Origin of the sequence: Waterburya agarophytonicola KI4 (assembly GCF_020640915.1) — a bacterium.
Classification (GTDB): Bacteria; Cyanobacteriota; Cyanobacteriia; order Cyanobacteriales; family Xenococcaceae; genus Waterburya; species Waterburya agarophytonicola.
Map to the genome: position 1 here is coordinate 59,254 of NZ_JADWDC010000007.1, position 12,820 is coordinate 72,073.

Genomic DNA, 12,820 nt, shown 5'->3' on the forward strand with positions numbered 1-12,820 from the left:
CATTACAGCTAGATTTAATTATTACTACACATTAAACCGTTTTTTTAATGCTGTTTGTAATAAAAATTTACTAAATATCTCAACCAACCACCCCTTCTATGTTTTACGATAGACCGCTAAATAATTTTTGATAGTTGTTTTTGCCCGATCTTGGTTCTTCTTTCACTTCAAAAGTTTTGTTGACTGCTGCGGGTAGATTCATTGCTTGAATACATAATTGAGCTACAGCATCTCGGCTCACTTGCCCCTTTAAATTATCTCCTTGTTCGGCATACAAAATCTTGTTTCCTGGCTGTTCGGTCAAAGCGCAGGGACGAATAATAGTATAAGTCAAACCACTGGCTTTGATTACCTCTTCTCCTCTCAATTTCCAAGTTAATATTCCTCCCAATTGTTCGTTCATTGCTACGGCAGGGGGTTCGTTTTCTAGGTTGATTCCAGGACGACTGGGGCGAGTAACTCCCGCCGAACTTACTTGTATGAATTGCGGTTTAACTTTGCCACCGTAGGCTTTAATCTGTTCGATCTCTATCGCAAACGAACCCGCTTCAAAATTGGGATTTAGCTCGCCGTCGTACTCAAACTTGCTTAACATTAACTGCATGGAATAGATTTTGCTAGCATCTATTTGACTGGCTTGAGAAACAGTTTTGGCTCGAAAAACAGGAATAAGATTTTTGAAGGGAATACGAATTGTCGTCGGGAAATTATAAACAGTGTCAAAGGAATGACAGTAACCCACACCATCCCATTTGCCTTCGCAACGAGTAATAAACTTATAGCGTTTGCCATCACCAGTTACTTTTAATTCAATTCCTTCATAGTCAGATAGATCTAATGGGATAGAGAAATTGCGTGTGCGTACCGAAGCAAAGCCTCCATTGTTATCAGTAGAGACAACCCCCGAGAAAATAGCCTTATTATCTGCCAAGCGAATATTACTCTGGCTTACTCCTCCCATCACTACATCATCTACTGCACCCCACGTTTCTTTGATTTGGGCATTAGGATGAGTAAAATCAAAAATTAGTCTATCGTCAGCAGTAGGTATATGTTGAGCTACAACTTTTACTAAGTTTTTAATTCCCTCGTATTCTACTAATTCAGGAATATCTACGACTTCTGGTAAATAGAACTTGACTCCTTGATAGTATTTTTCTCGTGTAGGGGTATCGCCTTCCACTGGCTGTACTTTTGTTCCCGTACAGCAAATTACCGCCCTAACTCCCCGCATCATGGCTGGCTTTAGGGTTTCGGGGATAGTAATATCTGCTTCAAATAGGTCTACCCCTTCTCCTAAGATATTTTTGGCTCGATTGATATCTCTAACTAAAGCTCGTACTTGGTAATTTTGTTCTAGTAGCCTTTTGACTACTCTTTTACCCACGCCACCCGTCGCACCAGCTACCAAAATTACCATATTTGTCTCTTGTTTAGATTTTATTGCTCGATCGCGTTGGAAGATTTTTTGCCAACAATTAATCACAGGAATGACATCAAAATAAATTAGAGTTTGCCATAGTCTGCCGAATTCCCATTTAGCCACAGTCTAGTCTCGCGAGGATTTTACTATTATTTTATACCCAAGCAACAGTAATGCCCGATGTCTAAATGAAACAACGGGCAGCTAGAGGAAATATTAATTTCTTAATTAGCGATCAAACTTAAGCTTCTTCTTGCCTTGCTAAAAGAACGGGACAAGGAGCTTTGATTCTAATATAGTCGGATAACGAACTACCCAAGAGACGCTCAATATCGGGTAAATTTTTGGCAATAGAGGGACGGCGTTCGGGAGAACCAAGAACTAACAAATCAATATTTCTGGCTTCCGCTAGAGAGCAAATTTTTTGTGCTGGTCTACCACCTGTTACTAAACATTGATAATCTATACCCATTCTTTTTACCTTGGCGATCGCAGGTGCTAAGATCGGATTATTCTCCATATCTTCTTTAGATAATGCCAAATTGGAGTCTAAATCGGGATTGACGCGAGTTAAGAGTATTTCTGCATCTTTATACCCCTGGAGCATAGCAAGGGTAACATCTAGAGCATAGCTAGCAGCAGGAGATTTATCGATCGCGACCATTACCCGTTTGAGCTTTTTGACGTAGATATCATCTTTAACCAACAGCATAGAACGCTCTGTCAATTGGAAGACGTACTGACTGACTGAATTACTCAAGATAGACTGTAACTTACCCAAGCCACGAGAACCCATAATAATCAAGCTCGCATCAATTTCTTGAGCAACTTTTAAAACCGTAGTTTTAGCTTCTCCTTCTTCGACTCTGTTAGAAACTTTCCCTCGGTCTATACCCAACTTAGTAATTAATTCTTCAATTTTAGATTCAGCTTGTTCCTGGGCTGCTGATTCTTCTTCAGTAGTTTTGGGGGAAATGACTCGTAAAACCGTTACCTGAGAATTCTTCGTAGCGGGAAGCTCTAGCAAGATTTTGAGCATATCCTGAGCATTATCTGCGCCAGAGTCAGCATATAAAATTTTATTAAGCATTGTCAGCCTTAGAATTTTTGATGATTTGCAATTTGGTAATGATTCTAGATTACTGCCAATCCATACCCCAAATATTAACTTGAAGTATAAAACTTAATGACTGAATTTGATGCCCCGTATGGGATGGGTAAATTTTATTCTGGTTTGCTTTTACTTTCTAGACGAAATAAAAACACCATCAAAGCAACTACACCTATCTGAAGCAAAAAGTTAGATAAATTAGTTTGCCAATCTTGACCCGCTGCTAATTTTGCCAAGAATACAAACGCCCCAATTAAACCAGATGCACCAAAAGCTCCATAGATTGTTTTCCGCAAGCCTTTGTAGGGGGCTTTCGCCTCTGCCCGCAGACGAGCATATTTTTCAGGAGTGAGGTTGTTTTTTTTTGCCCTCGCTAATTCTTCTGGGGATAGTTTTACCATTATTTAGATTTCGTAATTTTTTTAAAGATATATCAAAATATATAGAATATATTAACGAAAAAGGAGAGGTAAACCTAAACATGGCATCCCCTCCAATTAAATTTCGAGCTAAATATTGCGCGATGGGAAATTACTGAACTACAACCTTACCAACCATTCCTGCACCACGATGGGGTTCGCAATAGTAGGAATATTCACCAGCTTCGTTGAAAGTGCTTTCGTAGCCTTCTCCTGGGGAAAAAACTAAATTTTTGTGGGATTTGTCAGCAGCATTTTCAAACACTACGTTATGGGGAGACATTTTGTTGTTTGCCCACTTAACTGTATCTCCTTCTTTGATGGTTACAGTTGCAGGCTCAAACTTAAGCATTCCGCCGTCAGTACCCATTTTTACTTCTACAGTATTAGCCATAGCGGGACTAACACTAAAGAAAAAGGTAGATACTACTAGTACTAGTGCGGACAATAACAAACTTATTTTTTTAGCCATTTTGTTGAACTCTCTGTGTCAAATATGATTTTTTGTAGTAAACATTCCTGAAAAATAGAGAATCGAGCATTAAAGCTGAATTCGGCTACTTTTATGGGAATTGAGTATTTTTTTCTTAGCTCTATTCCTGATAAATATATTACTACAGAAGTTTGACGAGTTGTAAAAGTTTGACAAGCTGTCTTTTGACATTCTTCCACTGCGATCGCACAATTAGCGATCGATCCCAATCTACTATTTTGATTGAATTTTAAAACTTGGAGAGGAGAAACCATGTTTGCCAGAATACTATCGACCTTAATGGCGTTTTTAACCGCAGCGATGTTTGCCTTGGCAACTCCCGCTATCGCAGGAGATGCAGCTAGTGGTGCTAAAATTTTTAGTGCGAATTGCGCTGCTTGTCACGCTGGAGGCAACAACGTTGTTAATGGTGCAAAAACTTTAAAGAAAGATGCTTTAGAAAAATACGAAATGAATTCCATTGATGCTATTACTTATCAAGTAAACAACGGTAAAAACGCTATGCCAGCTTTCAAAGGTCGTTTGACTGACGCTCAAATTGATGATGTCGCCACTTACGTCCTATCTCAATCCGAAGCAGGATGGTAAGAATAAGTAATAAGTAATAAGTATTTTTTGATTACTTCTTCAATCCTCGATCGCCTGTTACAGATGATTGAGGATATTTTTTATCTAAAATATTATCTATCTCAATCTAGTAAACTAAGCAGAAGAAAGTGTTACAAGGCAAATAGTTTAAGGCTTAAAAATATGGTGACAACTACAGGAATTAGCGATCGCTATCGGATCGAGACGAAACAGCTTGATATGCCTCCTCGTCTTTTATTAGGACCAGGTCCTGCTAATGTCAATCCTAGAGTACTCTCAGCAATGAGTATCAGTCCTGTAGGACATCTCGATCCTACTTATTTGGCATTGATGGACGAGATTAGAGACTTGTTGCGCTATGCTTGGCAGACTGAAAACGAACTAACTATTTCCGTCAGCGGTACGGGGACAGCAGCTATGGAAGCTACCCTCGCTAATGCAGTCGAACCAGGGGATGTTGTCTTAGTTGGGGTTAAAGGTTATTTTGGCAATCGTTTGGTAGATATGGCAGGACGTTATGGTGGGGATGTCCGCACCATGACGAAGCCTTGGGGACAAGTATTTAGTCTTGAAGAAATCAAAACCAACCTAGAAAACCACAAGCCAGCTATCCTAGCCCTAGTTCACGCAGAGACATCTACAGGGGCGTGTCAACCTTTAGAAGGAGTGGCAGACTTATGCCACCAACACGGTTGCTTGTTAATTGTCGATACGGTGACTAGTCTGGGAGGAGTTCCTCTATATATCGATGAATGGGGTATTGATTTAGCTTATAGTTGCAGCCAAAAAGGTTTGGGCTGTCCTCCTGGGGCTTCTCCTTTTACCATGAGTAGTCGGGCGGTAGAGAAACTAAATAACCGTCCCAAACCCGTACCCAACTGGTATTTGGATATGACTCTTTTGGCGAAATATTGGGGGGAACAACGAGTGTATCACCACACTGCACCGATTAATTCTAATTATGCTCTTCGGGAGTCTTTACGTATCGTCGCCGAAGAAGGTCTAGAACAACGCTGGAATCGCCACCAACAGAATGCGGAAATGCTCTGGTCTGGTTTGGCAGAATTGGGCTTATCTTGTCATGTAGATCGAGAACATCGTTTGCCTACCCTAACTACCGTCAGAATTCCTGATGGGGTAGATGGCAAAGCGATCGCGCGTAAACTCTTGACCGAATATAATATTGAAATTGCTGGCGGTTTGGGCGAGTTGGGCGGAAAAGTCTGGCGTATTGGCTTAATGGGATACAATAGCCGTCCTGAAAATGTTCTTTTGCTTTTAGATGCTTTAGAGAAAGTTATTAAATAATAAATAAAGATTCGGATACTGTTTATCTGGTTTTTCACACCAGAGTTGGCGAAGGCAAAGGTTACAATGTTAGATCTAAAACCAAAATTATTTCGCGTCGAAATACTAGCGATCATTTAAGCCTTGAGAAAGATGCTAAATTTTTACTAGATATAAGATATCAAGTAATGTTAAGTTTTAGAGTATAAATGCCTAGTCGCCCTATCTGGAAAAAAATATCGATTAAATTACCAAAACAAGGTTAGATTACAATATTTTCCATAGCTAAAGAGTATGAGTGATTACCAAAGCTAGATAAGGGTGCGTGGCATAATATAACATGAATTTCAATATAAGAGGACTAAAAATGAGCGATATACAAGAGCAAATACAAAAAGAAAGAGAATCAGCCAGAGAAGTTTGTAGCGTTGAAGGAGCGAGTTCTGGAGAATGTGCGGCAGCTTGGGATACAGTAGAAGAACTTTCGGCAGAAGCAGCACACCAAAAACAAAAAACTCCTGAAAAAAGCTCTTTAGAGAAATATTGCGATGATAATCCTGATGCTCTAGAGTGCCGAGTTTACGAAGACTAAAAACTGTTGTAAATAAACCAAAAGTTTTTAAGTAGACATTTTCCCGCAACCGATCTACGGATAGGATGCGGGTTTTTAATAATCGCCCCAGCCAAGAGACTCGATTCTAGATTAACTCGTGATTACTGAGTTATAGTACGAGAATTTTGATTCTTTTTGGTTAAAATTATGAAAGCTCAAGTAAGAAGCCGTTTATACAATTGCGTCGATGGATAACAATCTTGTAGGACAAACTATTCAGGGACGTTATTACGTCGTCAAACAACTAGGACGCGGTGGTGTGGGAGTTACATTTGTAGCTCAAGATCAGCAGTGTTTTGATAGCTTGTGTGTCGTCAAACAACTAAAGCCCAAATCTGCCAGTGATAAAACTCTCGAAATAGCCAGGCGGTTGTTTAATCGAGAAGCAGAAATTATGAATCGTTTGGGAGATTGCGATCGCATTCCTCGATTATTAGCTTATTTTGAACACCAAAACGACTTCTTTTTAGTTCAAGAATTGATTGAAGGACAGGATCTTAGTAATGAAATAATTGCGGGTCAACCTTGGTCGGAAGAAAAAACTATTGGTTTGCTCAAAGATATTCTCGAAGTATTGCAAGTTGTTCAGCAATATAGCGTTATTCATCGAGATCTCAAGCCTTCCAATTTAATGCGTCGCGATAAAGATAAGAAGATTGTTTTGATTGACTTTGGTTCAGTCAAACAAGTCAGTACCCAGATCGTTGATGCAGCAGGAGAAGTTAAACAAACCGTAGCGGTTGGCACAAAGTCTTATATGCCCATGGAACAAATGATGGGTCGCCCAGGGTTTTATAGTGATATTTATGCGGTGGGTGTGATTGCCATTCAAGCCTTAACAGGCATACCGCCTAAAAGGTATACCATCAGTCAAGATGGCGAATTAATTTGGCGCAGTTTACTCGACCCAAACGTTAGCTATCGACCACAATTTCTCAATATTTTAGACAAGATGGTGCGCTATCGTCACCAAGAAAGATATAGTTCCGCAGGAGTTGTATTATCCGATCTAAAACAGTTAGATGATAAAACAATTCTAGTTCCCAAAAAGAATCATTTGTCTACTTCTCCTAAAGTTCCCTCGACTCATATTATTTCAGGAGGAAACCCCCAAGCTAATGGGGCGAAAAATGGATCGACTTTAATCATCAACAATGGATCTGGAGTAGCTAATAACGGGAAAAATTCGACACCCAATCAAGTTACTAATAATTCTCAAACTGCGACTAAAAAACCTCCTCTCAAACTATTTGGTGCGATCGCTGCTGCTGCTGTAGCTATTGGGGGTTTGGGATTTTGGCTTTTGTCCCAATCAGAAAATCCCGAACCCGAAACCAATTTATCTTTATATGAAAATGCCAGCGAGGGTTTTAGGGTTGATTATCCTGAAGCTTGGTCTAAACAAAATCGAGACGATTTCTTTGCGACGGGAGTCGTGTTTTTCTCCCCCCTAGAAGATGAATCAGATCAATTTAAAGAAAGAGTTAGCGTGTTAGTAGAAAACTTATCTGAAGAAGTTTCTTTAGATGGATATACTGAGCGTTCTATTACTGAAATTAAAAAGTTATCAGACCCCTATGTTGGAGAAGCTAAATTTGTTAATTTTGGCGAGGATGAAGGGCGACAAGTAGTCTACACGGGAGAAGAAAATGGCAATACCGTACAAAAAATGCAAACTTGGTCGGTTAAAGAAGATAAAGCTTACGTTATTACCTATACGGCTCGAATTGATAGCTACAATAGTTATTTACCCACAGTAGAAAAGATGATCGAGTCTTTTGAAACTATTAGTAATTAAGAATTATTGGTTATTGGTCGCTGGCAACAAATCAGGTGGGAATAGTTACGTTTTCTTGAGTACCCAATCCAAAAGCGGAATGAACTGCTTGGAGTGCCTTGACTCCTTCAGCTTCGTCTATGACGCAACTAATTTTGATTTCTGATGTGGTGATCATTTGAATATTAATTTTTTCTTGGGCTAAGGCTGCAAAGAACTTGGCAGCTACCCCTGGGTGTCCGATCATACCCGCCCCAACTACACTTAATTTGGCGATCGCTTTATCTCCTGTAGCTTCTCCACAACCGATTTTTTTGTTTAATTCTCCAATTACCTGACAAGCTATATCTGCATCATCGCGATCAACGGTAAAGGCGATATCGCGGGTAGGAAGATCGTTAATAATATGACAGCGTTGGGATTGGATGATTGCATCTACACTAATATTTTTCTGGGCTAGTAAAGAGAAAATTTGTGCTGCCATACCTGGGGTATCTGGTACGTGACGGATGGCAATTCTAGCTTGTTCGTTATCTAATGCTACCCCTCGAACTGGAGGATGCGCCCCTTCATATTTGTTTGCCGTAATTTCTTTTTGGGAATTGAGATCGATATCAAAAGCCTGGGATAATAGATGCAATGCGCGATCGCATTCTGACTCGTTAATGACACAGCTTACTTTGACTTCAGAAGTAGAAATCATTTGAATATTAATTTTGGCATCAGCCAGCACTTTAAACATCTTAGCTGCAATACCTGGACGACCGATCATGCCCGCCCCAGAGATAGCTACCTTCGCAATCTTGCGATCGACAATTACTTCTGCTTGTTCTAAAGCATCGGCACTAGTACGAAGAGAAGGAGCGATGGCAGTTGCTACGGCTTCAGCTTGGTTTAAAACCTTGTTAACGACGGTAAAAGCAATATCGTTACTATTACCATCGTGAATCGATTGAATGATTAAATCTACGTCAATACTTTGTCGAGAAATCTCTCCAAACAAATTGGCAGCTACCCCAGGAAAATCGGGCACGCGCAATAATGCTACTTTTGCTTGATCTCGATCTATTTCCACCCCGTCTACGGCTTTGGCTATTTCCATTCCTTGCAAAGAACGGGGTTGGGGCAAACGAGAAACTACTCTCGTACCAGGGCGATCGCTCCAACTAGATAATACCACCAAAGGCATCCCGTAATTGCGCGCAATTTCTACAGCGCGGGGATGCAATACTTTTGCCCCCAAACTAGCTAATTCCAACATTTCATCGGCAGTAATCTCGGACATCAGTCGGGCAGAAGGTACGAGACGAGGATCTGTAGTGAGAATGCCAGGTACATCAGTATAAATTTCGCAGCGATCGGCTTTTAAGGAGGCTGCTAAAGCCACTGCTGAGGTATCCGAACCACCTCTACCTAAAGTCGTAATTTCTAAATCTGCGGTACTGCTGACCCCTTGAAAACCAGCCACCACTACCACTTCACCTTTATCTAGATGTCTTTCAAGGCGATCGGTACATACTTGTAAAATTCTGGCACGACTATGTTCTGCTTCGGTGACAATTCCTACCTGCGCCCCCGTTAGAGAAATAGCTGGCTGTCCTAATTCTTGTAACGCCATACTCAACAGGGCGATCGTTACTTGTTCCCCTGTGGATAGCAACATATCCATTTCCCGACGACAGGGGTTACTAGATATTTCGTTTGCTAGCTTAACCAAGGTATCAGTTGTCTTGCCCATGGCAGAGACTACTACTACTAAGCTGTTTCCTTGTTGTACTGTCTTTTTGATTCTATTGGCAACAGCCTGGATACGTTCTACCGAACCAACAGATGTCCCGCCGTATTTCTGAACCACCAACGCCATAATATTATTCTCTCATTCCCACAGGAGGCATCGCTTATATTATCAGTTATTAGCTACAAGTTGCCAGTTGTTTATTGAATTTTTGGTAGATATTTAGATAATTAATTTGATTTAGACCTTTTGTAATTGTCCTCTAAAAATGTCTGCCTCGGGCAAAGATGAACCTTCTTCTATCGATGAGTTGACCATCAATTGTAAAACTTCCTTGGCATTACTTAGTGCTTCTTCGTAGGTATCTCCGTAGGTCTGACAAAGCTCTCCCCATTCAGGTAAGGTAACTACAAAGCAACTGTCTTTTTTTGACCACTGAATCACCATACTGTAATTCAACATTTTGATTCTACTCCGTAATGATTGAGAGTTAAGTTTGACTAGATCGACTAAAATGATTTGTTTAATAATGATTTGTTTAATAACAGATCTGAAACTGCTAGACTCAAATTATCTTGAGATCAATAGGTGTTTGTCTACTTAATCTTAAATAAAGATCTTCAGAACGTCATCTTTAAAAATTGATAATCAATAATGACGATTAAAGCAGTAATTTTCGATCTTGATGGCTTGCTGGTAGATTCCGAACCTCTATGGCAAGAAGCAGAAATATTGGTTTTTCAAGAGGTTAATATTACTTTGACTTCAGAACTATGCTTGCGAACCAAAGGTTTGAGGATCGATGAGGTGGTTGATTATTGGTATCAACAATATCCTTGGACAAATCTTAGCAAACAAGAGATTGAAAAAGCGATCGTCGTCAAAGTAATTGAGTTGATTTATCTCAAGGGCAAACCATTACCAGGAGTGGATTATGCTATATCTTTTGTGCGACAGAAGCAGGTTAAAATTGCTTTAGCTTCTTCTTCTTCCTTAAAAATTATTCAGGCTACTCTAGAAAAACTCAACCTAACAGAGGTATTTACTGAAATATATTCAGCAGAGTCGGAAATATTGGGCAAACCCCACCCAGGAGTATATTTAACCACTGCTAATAAGTTAAACGTCACACCGCAAGAATGTTTGGCGTTAGAAGACTCGTTAAATGGAGTGTTGGCGGCCAAAGCAGCACAAATGAAGTGCATTGCCATACCCGAATTGGGACAGCAGAATAATCTTCGATTTGCGATCGCTGATAAGATTCTTCGTTCTTTAACAGAATTGAATGATGAAATTTGGGATAGTTTGAACTAACTTACTCGATTTTTTAATTCTTGTAAAACTTTTTCTACATGAGTTTTCACCCTTACTTTATCCCAAACCTGAGCGATTTTACCGTCGGGAGATATCAAAAAAGTTGATCGCACGACTCCCATATATTCTTTACCCATAAATTTCTTTAACCGCCACCCACCATAGGCTTCAATAATTTTATGTTCGGGATCGCTTAGTAGTTGAATGGACAAGTCGTGTTTATCGATAAACTTACCGTGAGATTTGGAGGAATCTGGACTTATACCGATAATATCTGCGCCTAATTTCTCAAACTCGTCTAAATGTTCGGTAAAATCTTTAGCTTCAGTAGTGCAGCCAGGAGTATTATCTTTGGGATAAAAATACAACACTACCCACCTACCTTGTTTATCTTTTAAGCTAACAGTATTGCCATCTTTATCTTGTCCTGTAAATAGATGTGCGGGTTGTCCAACTTGGGGAATATTACTCATTACTCATTACTCATTACTCATTACTTATAATCTCCTCCCGATCCATATTTCCAGGCATCTAGCCATCTTTGATAATAGTATTGATGGGATGAAGAAAGGTTTTTGGTTAGTGGTTTTAGTTTTTTACCAGCGTTATACAGAATACTATAAAGTGCTAAATTGAAATAGTGAATGCTCCAATTAATTAAAGAAGCAATACCAATCTGGGGTAGTAAAGGAAGAACTAGTTTGGGATTAACTAAAGGTAAGGTTTTCGCCAAAGGCATAAATTGAATTACGTCTTGTAAAAATGGCTTCAATACGCGATCGCCTAATCTTTCCATAACTTGGAAAACCCCAGCCATTAAATTGTTTATTTGGTGGGGATTAACTTCTTTACCTATTTCTACACTCATAGTTTGTTGAAATAGCCAAGTAACAGAAATATTTGGTTGATATGGTTGTAATAAAGCTAAATCTTTTTGACTCAAGCTATTAGCATTCAAGGCAGAATTAATACCATTAGTCAAACGTTGTAAATGACGCACCATCGCGCCAAAACCACCAAAACTAACGGGAGATTGTCCCCCTGCACTATCTCCTACGGGTAAAATGCGATCAAAGGGTAATGAGACTGGGCTATTTTTGTAAGCAGGAAAAAAGCCAAATAAAAACCGTTGAAATTCTAATTGTTCTAATGTAACTTCTTGATATTTGGGTAGCAGTCTTAAATACTCTGACATAAAGTATTCTAAACTCGGTCTTTCGGGGTTAGCATCGAGATAGGTAAACATATAGGTAGTTCGTCCATCTTGAGCGGGAAAAGCTTCCCAAAAGTATTGACAGTGATTGATAATAGGAGTGAAGGAATAAATTAAATCTCCCGTATCATTTTTAGGATAGCCTTTGGCGCAACTACCAACAACTACACATACGGCTTCTGGTTTTGTGCCTTTTCTGGCTTGTTTGATAATAGGAGAAAAGTGACCCATTCCATCAATTAATAAACGAGTTGTAATATTCTTTTTATTCGCTTCTATTGTCACGCCATTAGGATGGACAGTAGCCGATTCAAAAGCTGTATTTTCTAATAATATTCCTCCAGATTGTAGAAATTTTTGTTTGAGTATGTCTAGCAAAAAAACAGGATCTACACCAATATTTAAAACATCTTCAACCCAAATATCTTTGCCGTTGTCAAAACCAACTCTTGCAGGATTGTATTCAGTTACGATCGCTTTTTTCAATTCTACTGGGGTTAATAAATCTAATTCAATAAAAGTTTCTAATTCATTACGAGAAATATTCCATTCTTGCTCTCTTCCTTTTAAAATACCTCGTTCGATCAAAGTTACTTGCCAGCCAAGTTGTTGTAAGGCAGCACCGAGTAATATTCCTAATGTTCCACCACAAATAACAATATCTGCCTCAATTTTTTCTAGATTATTAAAACTATTCCGAATAACTTCTGGTGTGTCTATCTTTCCTTCTTTCAAATCAGACCAAAATTGATCCGCACGACGTAAATTTATCAGCGCATTATCCGAACGGCGACCGAGTATTTCTTCTGCAAGAGTCATTTAATTTAAAAACAAATTATAAGTAAAT

Annotated in this window: 14 protein-coding genes; 5 read left to right on the forward strand and 9 right to left on the reverse strand. The window is 39.3% G+C overall.

What is annotated here, in order from left to right; genetic code table 11:
- Positions 1 to 103: 103 nt before the first annotated feature.
- From I4641_RS04350 to I4641_RS04370, 5 genes are all read right to left on the reverse strand, one after another.
- Positions 104 to 1,546 (reverse strand): CIA30 family protein, encoded by a 1,443-nt coding sequence (locus I4641_RS04350; protein WP_229639242.1) that lies wholly within the window; start codon positions 1,544 to 1,546, stop codon positions 104 to 106.
- Between the two features lie 118 nt (positions 1,547 to 1,664).
- Positions 1,665 to 2,513 carry a universal stress protein gene (locus I4641_RS04355; protein WP_229639243.1) on the reverse strand — a complete coding sequence of 283 codons (849 nt, stop codon included), beginning with the start codon at positions 2,511 to 2,513 and terminating at the stop codon, positions 1,665 to 1,667.
- 134 nt (positions 2,514 to 2,647) lie between these two features.
- Positions 2,648 to 2,935: a DUF3493 domain-containing protein gene (locus I4641_RS04360; protein WP_229639244.1), complete on the reverse strand. Its 288-nt coding sequence runs from the start codon at positions 2,933 to 2,935 to the stop codon at positions 2,648 to 2,650.
- Positions 2,936 to 3,065: 130 nt separating this feature from the next.
- Positions 3,066 to 3,425 (reverse strand): plastocyanin, encoded by a 360-nt coding sequence (petE, locus tag I4641_RS04365; RefSeq protein ID WP_229639245.1) that lies wholly within the window; start codon positions 3,423 to 3,425, stop codon positions 3,066 to 3,068.
- Entirely contained in the window at positions 3,410 to 3,700 is a 291-nt protein-coding gene (locus tag I4641_RS04370; protein ID WP_229639246.1) for a hypothetical protein, read from the reverse strand. Before I4641_RS04370 ends, petE begins: the two co-directional genes overlap by 16 nt.
- On the opposite strand from I4641_RS04370, the gene petJ reads away from it, so the two are divergent.
- The 4 genes from petJ (at position 3,699) to I4641_RS04390 (ending at position 7,732) form a co-directional block, all read left to right on the forward strand.
- Positions 3,699 to 4,034: a cytochrome c6 PetJ gene (gene petJ / locus I4641_RS04375; protein WP_229639247.1), complete on the forward strand. Its 336-nt coding sequence runs from the start codon at positions 3,699 to 3,701 to the stop codon at positions 4,032 to 4,034. The two genes, I4641_RS04370 and petJ, sit on opposite strands and share 2 nt — an antisense overlap.
- 162 nt (positions 4,035 to 4,196) lie before the next feature.
- On the forward strand, positions 4,197 to 5,342 hold the full coding sequence (locus I4641_RS04380) for a pyridoxal-phosphate-dependent aminotransferase family protein (protein WP_369426721.1): 1,146 nt from the start codon (positions 4,197 to 4,199) through the stop codon (positions 5,340 to 5,342).
- 346 nt (positions 5,343 to 5,688) lie between these two features.
- Entirely contained in the window at positions 5,689 to 5,913 is a 225-nt protein-coding gene (locus I4641_RS04385) for a Calvin cycle protein CP12 (RefSeq protein WP_229639249.1), read from the forward strand.
- 208 nt (positions 5,914 to 6,121) lie between these two features.
- A complete protein-coding gene (locus I4641_RS04390) occupies positions 6,122 to 7,732 on the forward strand; it encodes a serine/threonine-protein kinase (RefSeq protein ID WP_229639250.1) in 1,611 nt (536 codons plus the stop codon).
- A 31-nt stretch (positions 7,733 to 7,763) separates the two neighbouring features.
- Here I4641_RS04390 and I4641_RS04395 read toward each other — a convergent pair whose 3' ends face one another.
- A complete protein-coding gene (locus I4641_RS04395; RefSeq protein WP_229639251.1) occupies positions 7,764 to 9,575 on the reverse strand; it encodes an aspartate kinase in 1,812 nt (603 codons plus the stop codon).
- Positions 9,576 to 9,686: 111 nt separating this feature from the next.
- On the reverse strand, positions 9,687 to 9,908 hold the full coding sequence (locus tag I4641_RS04400; RefSeq protein WP_229639252.1) for a type II toxin-antitoxin system HicB family antitoxin: 222 nt from the start codon (positions 9,906 to 9,908) through the stop codon (positions 9,687 to 9,689).
- A 192-nt stretch (positions 9,909 to 10,100) separates the two neighbouring features.
- On the opposite strand from I4641_RS04400, the gene hxpB reads away from it, so the two are divergent.
- Positions 10,101 to 10,760, forward strand: a complete 660-nt coding sequence (hxpB, locus tag I4641_RS04405) for a hexitol phosphatase HxpB (protein ID WP_229639253.1) — start codon at positions 10,101 to 10,103, stop codon at positions 10,758 to 10,760.
- Here hxpB and bcp read toward each other — a convergent pair.
- Positions 10,757 to 11,233: a thioredoxin-dependent thiol peroxidase gene (gene bcp / locus I4641_RS04410; RefSeq protein ID WP_229639254.1), complete on the reverse strand. Its 477-nt coding sequence runs from the start codon at positions 11,231 to 11,233 to the stop codon at positions 10,757 to 10,759. The genes hxpB and bcp overlap by 4 nt on opposite strands.
- Before the next feature lie 20 nt (positions 11,234 to 11,253).
- A complete protein-coding gene (locus I4641_RS04415; protein ID WP_229639255.1) occupies positions 11,254 to 12,792 on the reverse strand; it encodes an FAD-dependent oxidoreductase in 1,539 nt (512 codons plus the stop codon).
- Positions 12,793 to 12,820: the final 28 nt, after the last annotated feature.

Coding starts and splice junctions, on each gene's coding strand:
- I4641_RS04355 (WP_229639243.1), bottom strand. CDS start 2,513: ATGCTTAATAAAATTTTATATGCTGACTCTGGCGCAGATAATGCTCAG.
- I4641_RS04360 (WP_229639244.1), bottom strand. CDS start 2,935: ATGGTAAAACTATCCCCAGAAGAATTAGCGAGGGCAAAAAAAAACAAC.
- petE (WP_229639245.1), bottom strand. CDS start 3,425: ATGGCTAAAAAAATAAGTTTGTTATTGTCCGCACTAGTACTAGTAGTA.
- petJ (WP_229639247.1), top strand. CDS start 3,699: ATGTTTGCCAGAATACTATCGACCTTAATGGCGTTTTTAACCGCAGCG.
- I4641_RS04370 (WP_229639246.1), bottom strand. CDS start 3,700: ATGGTTTCTCCTCTCCAAGTTTTAAAATTCAATCAAAATAGTAGATTG.
- I4641_RS04380 (WP_369426721.1), top strand. CDS start 4,197: ATGGTGACAACTACAGGAATTAGCGATCGCTATCGGATCGAGACGAAA.
- I4641_RS04385 (WP_229639249.1), top strand. CDS start 5,689: ATGAGCGATATACAAGAGCAAATACAAAAAGAAAGAGAATCAGCCAGA.
- I4641_RS04390 (WP_229639250.1), top strand. CDS start 6,122: ATGGATAACAATCTTGTAGGACAAACTATTCAGGGACGTTATTACGTC.
- I4641_RS04395 (WP_229639251.1), bottom strand. CDS start 9,575: ATGGCGTTGGTGGTTCAGAAATACGGCGGGACATCTGTTGGTTCGGTA.
- I4641_RS04400 (WP_229639252.1), bottom strand. CDS start 9,908: ATGTTGAATTACAGTATGGTGATTCAGTGGTCAAAAAAAGACAGTTGC.
- hxpB (WP_229639253.1), top strand. CDS start 10,101: ATGACGATTAAAGCAGTAATTTTCGATCTTGATGGCTTGCTGGTAGAT.
- bcp (WP_229639254.1), bottom strand. CDS start 11,233: ATGAGTAATATTCCCCAAGTTGGACAACCCGCACATCTATTTACAGGA.
- I4641_RS04415 (WP_229639255.1), bottom strand. CDS start 12,792: ATGACTCTTGCAGAAGAAATACTCGGTCGCCGTTCGGATAATGCGCTG.